The sequence below is a fragment of the Thiothrix sp. genome (genome assembly GCF_028714775.1).
Lineage (GTDB): Bacteria > Pseudomonadota > Gammaproteobacteria > Thiotrichales > Thiotrichaceae > Thiothrix.
Map to the genome: position 1 here is coordinate 18819 of NZ_JAQTLS010000031.1, position 10126 is coordinate 28944.

At 52.7% G+C, this 10126-nt stretch carries 7 protein-coding genes; 5 read left to right on the forward strand and 2 right to left on the reverse strand.

The features are described 5' to 3' along the window. Positions 1 to 306 precede the first annotated feature (306 nt). Entirely contained in the window at positions 307 to 3582 is a 3276-nt protein-coding gene (locus tag PHE17_RS19760) for a DEAD/DEAH box helicase family protein (RefSeq protein WP_301017641.1), read from the reverse strand. Positions 3583 to 3788: 206 nt separating this feature from the next. Between PHE17_RS19760 and PHE17_RS19765 the strand changes: the two genes are divergently transcribed. The 5 genes from PHE17_RS19765 (at position 3789) to PHE17_RS19785 (ending at position 8715) form a co-directional block, all read left to right on the forward strand. Next, positions 3789 to 4400, forward strand: a complete 612-nt coding sequence (locus PHE17_RS19765) for a hypothetical protein (protein ID WP_301017642.1) — start codon at positions 3789 to 3791, stop codon at positions 4398 to 4400. A gap of 3 nt (positions 4401 to 4403) precedes the next feature. Next, entirely contained in the window at positions 4404 to 5045 is a 642-nt protein-coding gene (locus tag PHE17_RS19770) for a hypothetical protein (protein WP_301017643.1), read from the forward strand. Next, a complete protein-coding gene (locus PHE17_RS19775) occupies positions 5038 to 7032 on the forward strand; it encodes a hypothetical protein (RefSeq protein ID WP_301017644.1) in 1995 nt (664 codons plus the stop codon). Before PHE17_RS19770 ends, PHE17_RS19775 begins: the two co-directional genes overlap by 8 nt. 131 nt (positions 7033 to 7163) lie before the next feature. Then, the gene (locus PHE17_RS19780; protein WP_301017645.1) at positions 7164 to 8318 is read left to right on the forward strand and encodes a Fic family protein; all 1155 of its coding nucleotides are present in this window, start codon (positions 7164 to 7166) and stop codon (positions 8316 to 8318) included. A gap of 13 nt (positions 8319 to 8331) precedes the next feature. Next, positions 8332 to 8715, forward strand: a complete 384-nt coding sequence (locus PHE17_RS19785; RefSeq protein ID WP_301017646.1) for a DUF559 domain-containing protein — start codon at positions 8332 to 8334, stop codon at positions 8713 to 8715. Between the two features lie 22 nt (positions 8716 to 8737). Here the strand turns inward: PHE17_RS19785 and PHE17_RS19790 are convergent, their stop codons facing one another. Next, complete coding sequence (locus tag PHE17_RS19790; RefSeq protein WP_301017647.1) at positions 8738 to 10009, reverse strand: restriction endonuclease subunit S; 1272 nt, start codon at positions 10007 to 10009, stop codon at positions 8738 to 8740. Between the last annotated feature and the right edge of the window lie 117 nt (positions 10010 to 10126).

The following is a 10126-nucleotide window of genomic DNA, read 5'->3' on the forward strand; positions in this document are numbered from 1 at the left end:
GCACCGATTACTGTCGCAACTGTCGCAACTGTCGCAACTGTCGCAGTCGCAAACACGGATAGAGTGAAAAATGGGGCAATTAGGGCGGAGAGAAGGGGGTGGATTTTCCAAAGACTGTATTTAACACTGTATCTGCGCAAAAATGAGCTTAAAAAGTCTTTGTAATACAATACAATGGGCATCCTATAATGGTGTCACCTTACCACCATATATCGTTTCGTGACCTGTCATGAAATAGCAAAAGCCCTTGCAGGCAGCAATCTGCAAGGGCTTTTTGTTTGATAATAAGAAATCTAACAGATTCAATCAGGCAGCCGATCCTACGCCTGCCTGCAACAATTCAAAGATCAGCCGCGCAAACTGCCGCGTCTTTGCCGGGTTTTCCAGCAATTGCAGCATCTGGTTCTGGTGCGCTTCGCTGCTGCCGATAATCGCGTCATCCACCGCTTGGCTGAAATCGCCGAGCATGGCTTGTTCGGCACTGTTGTTGGCAAGCTGGCGCATCACCAGACCGTTTTCACGCACCTTGTCGCGCACGGTGTAGGCGTAATTCACCATGTCCGTCTCGCTCAGCTTGTCGGTGACGAACACTTCATTGAGGCGGGCGATGATGGCGGAAAGGAAGGCTTCTTCGCGGCTTTTGGCTTTGGCACTGCCTGCATCCGTGCCGGGGCGTATTTTGTATTCCGCCGCGTCTTCCTTGAGCTGCAAGTCCTGCTGTTTCAGGCGGGTCAGGCGGTAATGGCTGAGTTCCACATTGTTCAGGTCGATCTCGTCTTCTTCCAGCAGGATGTCGCGTAGCAAGGGACGCAGGTTACGGGCATACAGGCTGAGTTTTTCCAGATCGCGGTCGTCGTAATCGACAATTTGCGACATGAATTCGTAGAAACGCACGAACGTACCCAAATCCTTTTTGAAGATTTCCAACGCGTCCTTCTCGGCTTTGCAGGCTTTCAGGCTATTGTCGGCATTGGCAATCAGTACCGGATCACCGCTCTTTTTGGTGCGTTCAGCAATGTCCAATGCCAGTTTGTAAGCGTCCACAGCGGAACGGTAACGCTTTTGCCAGCGTTCCACCGCCGGTTTGCAGATATTGGCAATCGCCGCGTTGCTCTTGTTCTTGATGAAGTAAGCGCTAAAAAACTGCTCGACTTCGTGCCAGTGGAAAATCCCCGCAGCGCGTAGCTTGTCCGACAGGTCAAACACCCGGTCAGGGTCAGACACATCTTCCAGTTCCGCCGTTTGGTAATAGGGCTGGAAAGCGGTGAGGATGTCTTGCGGGTCGTTGAAAAAATCCAGCACAAACGTGCCGCTTTGCGCCTTGACGGGGAAGGTGCGGTTGAGGCGCGACAGGGTTTGCACGCATTCCACCCCGCCGAGTTTCTTGTCCACGTACATCGCGCACAGTTTCGGCTGGTCAAATCCGGTCTGGAACTTGTTGGCAACCAGCATCACCTGATAGTCGCTGGTATCGAATGCCAATCGCAAGTCACGCCCTTTCAGGCCGGGGTTCATATTGGTCTCGGTGTATTTCTCGCCCAGCAACGGGCTGCTGTCGGGGTCATTGGCACTGAAATTGACCTCACCAGAAAACGCCACCAGCGCGTGAATGTCGGCGTAACCTTGCTTCTTGACGTATTCATCAAACGCCAGCTTGTAGCGCACCGCTTCCTTGCGCGAACTGGTCACGACCATTGCCTTGGCTTGCCCGCCCAGCAAGCCCATGACGTGCTGTTTGAAATGCTCAATGATCACCCGCACTTTCTGGCTGATATTGTAATCGTGCAGGCGTACCCACTGGTTGAGTTTGACCTTGGCGCGTTTGCTTTCGACTTCCTGATCCTGCGTCTGGATTTTCAGGGCAAGCTGGTAGGCAACCTTGTAATTGGTGTAGTTCTTCAGCACATCGAGGATGAAACCTTCCTCAATCGCCTGACGCATACTGTAGACGTGCCACGCCTCCGGCTTGTTGGTGCGCGAGGGCGGCAAGTCCGGGTTGGGGCAACGCCCGAACAGTTGCAGGGTTTTATCCTTGGGGGTGGCGGTGAAGGCCAGATAGCTGAGGTTATTCGAGCCGCGCCGCGAAGCCACAATCGCATCCAGCATATCATCGGGGCTGAGTTCTTCCTCGCCGTCGTCCTTGCTGTCGAGCATCAGCACTTCCTTGAGCTGGCGGGCAGTCGCGCCAGTTTGGGAACTGTGGGCTTCGTCGGCAATGATGGCGTAGTTGCGCTGTTTCAGGCTCACGCTGTTTTCGATGGCTTTGAGCACAAACGGGAAAGTCTGGATGGTGACGATAATGATCGGTTGCGCGTGTTCCAGTGCCTGCGCCAGTTTTTCGGATTTGGAACCGTCGCCTTCCTTGTTATTGATGCGCCCGACCACGCCGTCCTGATGTTCAAACTGGTAGATGGTGTCCTGCAACTGCGCATCCAGCACCGTGCGGTCAGTAATCACAATCACCGAATGGAAGCACTTGTTGCCCACCGCGTCGTAGAGTGCGGAAAGCTGGTGCGCACACCACGCAATCGAATTCGACTTGCCCGAACCCGCGCTGTGCTGGATCAGGTATTTATGCCCTGCCCCTTCGGCACGGGCGGTGCTAATCAGGCGCGTGACCACATCCCACTGGTGGTAACGCGGGAAAATCAGGGTTTCCTTTTTGTACTTGCGGCCTTCCCAATCTTCGCGCTCTTCAATCTGCAAATGCACGAAACGCCCAAGGATATTGAGCAGGTTGTCGGGCAGCAGCACTTCGTTCCACAGGTAATCGGTAGCGTAACGGTCGACATCTTGCGGCACGTCGTTGCCCGCGCCGCCATCGTGCGTGCCTTTGTTGAACGGCAGGAAAAAGGTGTCTTTGCCTTCCAGCCGGGTGCTCATGTAGACCTCGTACTGGCTGACGGCGAAATGCACCAGTGCGCCGCGTTTGAAGGTCAGCAAGGGTTCGGGCTTGCGGGTTTCGGGGTCGATGGCAAAACGGGTGGTTTGGTATTGGCGGATGGCGTTTTCGACCGATTGCTTGAATTCGGATTTCAGCTCCAGCGTGGCAACGGGCAAACCGTTGACGAACAGCACCAGATCAATGCGCCAGCGTTTGGATTTCCCTTCGGCTTCATTCCCTTCGACTCCGCTCAGGGAACGGCTTGTTGCCCACGGGGAATAGATTAGTTCCGGCACAATGCGCAGGCGGTTTTGCTGGTAACGGGCGAGGGTGTCGGGGTTAAGGTCATGTTCGGGTTTGAACTGGCACAGGCTGAAACGGGTTCCCCGATGGCGTAATTCGTGGCGCAATGCGCCGAGTGTGCCGAAGGTGCGCATCTCTTTGGCGGCGGCGTTGGGGTCAACCTTGTCGAGTTGCGCGGCGACCCGTTCGAGGAAATGCTGTTCGGGGTTGTGCGGGTAAATGGTGCAGAATTTCTGCCATTGGGCATCTTGGGTGGCTTGCACGAAATCCAGCAAATCGCGTCCGTACAAGGCCAGTTGGCGGTTGTAGCCTTCGGGTTTGCCCAGCAACCAGCCATTGGCGAGCATCTGCTGGATCACGTCGTTTTGGAAAGGGAGTTCGTTGGTTTTGTTCAAGCCCGATACCTCGTTGCAGCCTGCGGGGGTTGTAAGCAGGACGATTTATCTGGATATTAGCATGTCAGGGGTATTTTTCATTCCAAATGCTTTTGCGGCTGCGCCGTTAACTCCCTTCCTCAATCCGCATTCATAACGGACTTTGATATTCATCATCATCAGACCACTGTCACGGTGTTAGGCTGGTCTGTTAGAGGTTTAATAACATGAACAATCAGCCGACCCCAGAACTCCGTTGGGAACACGATGTTACCCTTCTGACCAATCGTTTTGTCCTGTTTGATCTTCTCAAGATCATGAGCATCACCTACGCGCTCATTGTTGTGCTGTTTTCATTGCTCGGCCTGTTAACCGGGGAAATGGGACTCGGCTGGCAAATGGCACAAGTATTCGCCGTCGTTGTACCGCTCATCGCACTTAGCCTGATGTTCATTATGCTGGTGTTTTACGTCAACCGTATGCCAATACGTTACACCCTCAACAGCAAGGGCGTTACTTCAGAAATCCTCGGCAAACGCTCCCGCTGGGCTAACCGGACAGGCATCGTGTTCGGCCTACTCAGTGCCAACCCCACGGTTGCAGGAGCCAGCCTGCTGGCAAAATCGAGGGAAACGACTTTCTACCACTGGCGAGACCTGCATAAAGCGGCCTACTACCCCGATGCACACACCATCACCCTGTTCAACGGCTGGCGTTCTGTCGCACGTCTGCATTGCACACCCGAACAATACCCGGAGGTTGCAAGCGCGGTCAGGGAATGCCTGCTGACCGGGACAACCGAACGCGACAAAACCAACAAAAAACAAGCGAGAACATAAGCCATGTTTCACACCAAACGTCTGCTTGCCACCCTGTTTGTGGGAGCCATGACCACCTTCCCGGCAGGAGCATCAGAACTGACGGAAGCCAAGGCCGCTTACAACGAAGCTTTCGAGCGTTATACCAAACTGGTGACTACGGATGCCGGAACCGGGAATGTTTTGCAGGCACTGGAGGAGTACCAGCAGGCGCACATCCGCTACATGCAGTTGCGTAACGCATCCGGCTCACCGACAAATCAGGCCGAAGCTGACAGCAAACCCGCTAAACTCGACACTACCGGGATTGATGGCATCGTCGGCATTGAGGATGAAGATGCCCCCGTACCCGCACCTGAGCAACCAGTATCCCCCAAGATCAGTTCCCTGAAAGGGCAGGCGCAAGCAGGCAATCCACAAGCCATGACGGTGCTGGCTCTCGCTTACCAGACGGGCTATAACGGGCAAGTCGATCCCCTCCAGTCCATTGAATTACTACAGCAAGCAGCCAAAACAGGCGATGCCAACGCCATGCTGCAACTGGCTAATGAATACGAGTCAGGACTCTGGATCAAACCGGATAAAAACAAGGCCGATACCTTGCGCAAACAGGCCGCCAGCCAAGGCTCCCGCCTTGCCGAATGGGAGCTGGAAAGCCATGAATAAACGCCACTGGATCATTCCCCTGCTATGCATTGCGCCAACCCTGATTACGCCTGTATTAGCGGTGGAAAGCCAAAGCGAAGCGGAATACGCCGCAGCAGTTCTCGACCGCGATACCAAAAAGGCCGCTACCAAAACCATCACCGGATTACTGGCCTATATTCATCGCCTGAATGACCCTGAACTGGAAAAAAAGGCCGCTGAGGAAATCAGCAATTCCCTCATGGCGATGGAGCACAATCTGGATGCCATGCAACGTTTCTCTGCCAGCATCAAACGCATGGCTGAAAGCGGTGAGCTGAAACAACTCGTCAGCCAGAAACGTGTCAAAGCCTTTGCCCAGACTGTCATGGACAACAGCAGCTCAAGCCTGAAGGGGCTAGGTGAAGATAGCCTGCGTAAAATTATCGGGCTGGCTCAGGATGGTGCTGATGCTGCCGGACGTAGCACCCTGACTATCCTCAATCAGGTAGAACAGGAAATCACCCAGACAGGCAAACTCTCCGGTCAGTTGGCTGACAAGCTTTCCGCTGCCATCAAGAACCTTCCCCCCAACCGGGCGCAAGCTGCACGCAAACTGCTGGCTGAAAAGTTTTCCAGTGACTGGAAACAGGCTGCTGGCGATGGCCTGAACACGACACTGGGAACCGTTGTCGACGGTGCATTCGTGCTGAGTGATGCCTATGACATCGCTTTCGGTGATGCCAGTGCCGAAGAAAAAGCCGCGAAAGCGACCGGCACGGCGGTTGGTTACGGGATGGAGACCAGCGGCGGTCTTGCTATTCAGGCACTGGGCGGCGGTTTCCTGCACGGGCTGGTACTCAGTTGGTCGGCAGGCAAAGTGAACGAGCTGGTTGCCGAAATCATCCTGCTGCAACAGGATCGCGCCAATGCGGCTGAAAAAGAACGCTGGGCTAACATCGAACTGCGCATGGATGTCATCCGTGGCATGATAAGGGTCGACGAACTGATCAAGGCAGGTGAACTGCAAAAAGCCAGCAACTACCTCGCCAAGGTGCAAAAGTTTTACTTCAAACACCAGATGCCTAGCGATGGCCTGTACGAAAAAATGCAGGAGCTGGAACAAAACATCAACAATGCCGGACACCTGCAACAAGCCAACGCGATCATTGCTGAAGCACGTATTCCTTACATGGAAGGCTTCCAGAGGGTTCGTCAGGAGCGCAACCTGACGCAGGCACTGACCTATGTGGAAGATGCCCAGCAAATCCTAAAAAAATCCCTGCGCGATTATCCCGAACTCAAAACCACGCTGGAAAAAGTCGCAGCCTTACAAGCGTTCATCAACAAGCTGATCAACAACGCCAGCCCGCTTGGCAAACTGGCTGTCGATGGCCCGGATACCGTCAAGACTGGCGCACACGAAACCTATGAAATCAGTGTCAGCGGCGGGATTCCCGACTACATCACAACCAATATCGAAGGGCTGGCTCTGCCCACTGGTGCGCTCGCCTATTGGCAGGCTCCCGACGAACCCGGCAAAACTACCGTTACCTTCAAGATCAAGGACAATATCGGGCAAACAGCCAGCGTGGAAAAACAAATCACCGTCATTGGTGACGCTCCTGAAACAAACCCGACAGAGACAACAAGCACTGAAGTCATCCAACTGGAAGGTGCTTCAACGGTGAGTCTCAAACTGCTGGATATGGACTACGCCGAGGTCGAGCACACGTTTGTGTACCTCTACCGGGGCGTGGAAGATGATTCCGTCATTGAATGGGATTTTGGCGATGGCAGTAAACTATACCGCCACCCCGCCAATCATGGCAGCAAACAACCCTCTGGCGAATGGCGCTCATCCATCATGCAAAAATATTCCAAAACGGGCGCATTCCAACCAGTTGTACGTTTACTGGATGGCAGCGGCAAGGCACTTGGGCAAAGCAGTATCCAGATCATTATTCAGCCGGAACACATTGAGTACCTATCGCCCCCCGCTGGCCTGATACCGGAAGGGGACAACTGATTAGGAGCTTCCCCTGCCAAGCGACAACTTGCGGTGAATAGCAGCGTTAATCACCGCACATTATACGGCGATTGGGCTTGCGCTTGCGGTGATTAGCGGCTATAAACACCGTAAAAGATGCGGTGATTACGATGAAATGGATACACGAACAGCCTGAATGGCCTCAATTTCACTGGGATGACAAAGCCTTGAGTGCGCCACTGGCACAACTGCGCCACCAACAAGGTCATTTGCTGGGGCGGATGTCGCACCTTGGGTTTTCACTCCAGATGGAAACCAGCCTGAATACCTTGACCAGCGATGCGGTGAAATCCTCCGCGATTGAAGGTGAACAACTGGATCGTGAGGAAGTGCGCTCTTCGATTGCGCTCCAGTTGGGGATGGATAAGGGCGGTCATTTGCCCTCCAGCCGCCATATCAATGGCATTGTCGAGGTGTTGCTGGATGCGACGCAGGCTTACCAGCAACCGCTGACCGAAGAACGCTTGTGCGCTTGGCATTCCGCGCTGTTTCCGAGTGGCTTTAGTGGCATGACACCGATTATGGTCGGGATGTGGCGACCGCCTTCTGCTGGAGCGATGCAGGTTATCTCCGGGTCATTTGGGCGCAGGCGGGTGCATTTTGAAGCACCGGATGCCAACCGGCTACCTGATGAAATGGCGGCGTTTCTCGACTGGTTTGAGCATGACGGCGGTCTTGACCCGGTGTTGAAAGCGGGTGTGGCGCATTTCTGGTTTATCACTCTGCACCCGTTTGAAGATGGCAATGGGCGGATTGCGCGGGCAATTGCTGATATGGCATTGGCGCGGGCGGATGCTACCCCGCAACGCTTTTACAGTATGTCGGCGCAAATTGAGGCGGAGCGCAAACATTATTATGAGCAACTCGAATGCCAGCAACGCGGTTCGCTGGATATTACCCCTTGGCTGAGTTGGTTTTTGGCGTGTTTGGGGCGGGCAATTGCTAATGCGGAAGCGGCGTTGGGCGCGGTATTGCACAAGGCCAAGGTGTGGGAACACCTGCACCTTCACACGGTAAATGAGCGGCAACGCCTGATTATGAACCGGATGATGGGTGATTTTGAGGGGTACATGAATACCTCGAAATACGCCACGATGGCGAAATGCTCGACGGATACGGCATTGCGGGATATTGGCGCGTTGGTGGCGTGGGGCGTGTTGGTGCAGAATCCAGCGAAGGGGCGCAGCACCAGTTATCGGCTGGTGACGGAGGGGGAGTTGAAGACCCTCACCCCCGCCCCCTCTCCCAGAGGTAGAGGGGAGTAAGAGGAGTTAGGGCATGATGATAACGAACCGTGAGAAATCCCGCCTGCTTCGCCAACAGCAAACGCTGGCAGAGCAGTGTTTGTGGCAGCAATTGCGTAATCGTCAACTGGATGGTTATAAGTTTCATCGCCAGTATGCTATCGGTTATTACATCGTGGATTTTGTCTGCCGAGCTGAAAAACTCATCGTGGAATTGGATGGTGCGCATCATGCTGAAGCTGATCAGGTGGAATATGATCACATCCGCACCCAATTTTTGGTCGCACAGGGCTATCGGGTTCTGCGCTTTTGGAATGCTGATATAGAACAGTCGCTGTCCAAGACATTAGAGGCTATTAGGACTGCGCTGAAGACCCTCACCCCCCAGCTCCCTCTCCCAGAGGTAGAGGGGGAGTAAGAGGTTGTTTTTCTTAGCCCCTCTACCTTTGGGAGAGGGGTTGGGGTGAGGGTCTTTGTTCAACCTGCCAACCCCGCACATCAATCTTGCCTGTCACCGCCGCCGAAATCAGTGCCGCCCGCCGTTCTTGCAGCAACCCAATTTGGGCATTCGCCTTTTCCATAATTTTTGTGAATTTACTTAGTTCAACGTCAATGAAATTTGCAATTTGAGCCTGCTCATCACCACTAGGCAAAGCTATGCACAATTCCCGAATATCCTCCAGACTCAATTGAATCTTAGTTCCACCATAACCTGAACCAAGTAATTGTTCTTTTGCACAATCTGATAGGACAAAATAACCAAGCCACCTTGAAGCAGCAACTTTATTATTTGGTCTACATAGTGAAACATGCTGACTGACAAACCCACCTTCGATCTCATTATTTGTCACACAAACAGAACCAAGATCGGCAGTTATGGAGATTAACAAATCATCGTTTCTAATTTCAGCCCTACCACCTTCAGCTCCTGTAGGTGGATTTACGTATTGAATAGACTCAAGTTTCGGTTCAATAGTGTCTCTTGTCAGGTTGGCTATTCTAAAAAATAATGCACCTTCATCAGCATAAAACTCAGCCCATCCACGAGAACCACTGGTGATTAAATCAAAGAGAAATTTCGCCCGCGTAACTACCCAATACTCCGGCACTTCCCCCAGCCACTCAACCCCGGAATCCTTCATCGGCACATTAGGGTTCAGCCCTTTGGTCACGGCATGGCTGATCACCGCCTGACGCTTTTCTTTCAGCAGCTTGATGAGTTGTTGCTGTTTGTCGATCAGGGTGTCGATTTTGGCAGTTTCGTGGTCGAGGAAAAATGTGATTTTCTCTTGATCATAATCTGATGGCAGAGGGAACATAAAATTAACAGCATCAGATATGTTAAACTGTTTTTGAGCCGCCCCATACTGCACTTTATTAATCTGCTGCCTACCAACCCAGCTATTTAAAATATAGCATAGCCATCTTGAATTAAAATCACCACACCTTATTATCATCACAGAGGCACAATTTGAGCCTTCCAATTCTTTTGGAACTACAGCAGTAACTCCAGGATAGCCAACACGCACACAAACTAAGTCATTTTCAAATAGCATTGACTGACGAAGCTTTTCACTATCTGACCTAGAAAGTTTTCTTGTATTTTCCAGCTTGAACCCAAATTCAACAATATCCCCTCCAAATAAGAAATGCTCTCCTTCATCTGCAACATAAGTAGATGGATTAATAACAAGCCCTACACCTCTGTACACGACAAAAACCATAACCAATTGATTTTATAAGCCTGACCTTGAAAGGTTGAAAGCCCGCCGAGGATCTGCTCCACTCTCAGCGACCAAGCAGGAGAGTGTCATGGATTTAAACGACGG

What these genes read in the sequence shown, in the direction of transcription:
- PHE17_RS19765 (WP_301017642.1), top strand. Translation starts at nt 3,789, where the DNA reads ATGAACAATCAGCCGACCCCAGAACTCCGTTGGGAACACGATGTTACC.
- PHE17_RS19770 (WP_301017643.1), top strand. Translation starts at nt 4,404, where the DNA reads ATGTTTCACACCAAACGTCTGCTTGCCACCCTGTTTGTGGGAGCCATG.
- PHE17_RS19775 (WP_301017644.1), top strand. Translation starts at nt 5,038, where the DNA reads ATGAATAAACGCCACTGGATCATTCCCCTGCTATGCATTGCGCCAACC.
- PHE17_RS19785 (WP_301017646.1), top strand. Translation starts at nt 8,332, where the DNA reads ATGATGATAACGAACCGTGAGAAATCCCGCCTGCTTCGCCAACAGCAA.
- PHE17_RS19780 (WP_301017645.1), top strand. Translation starts at nt 7,164, where the DNA reads ATGAAATGGATACACGAACAGCCTGAATGGCCTCAATTTCACTGGGAT.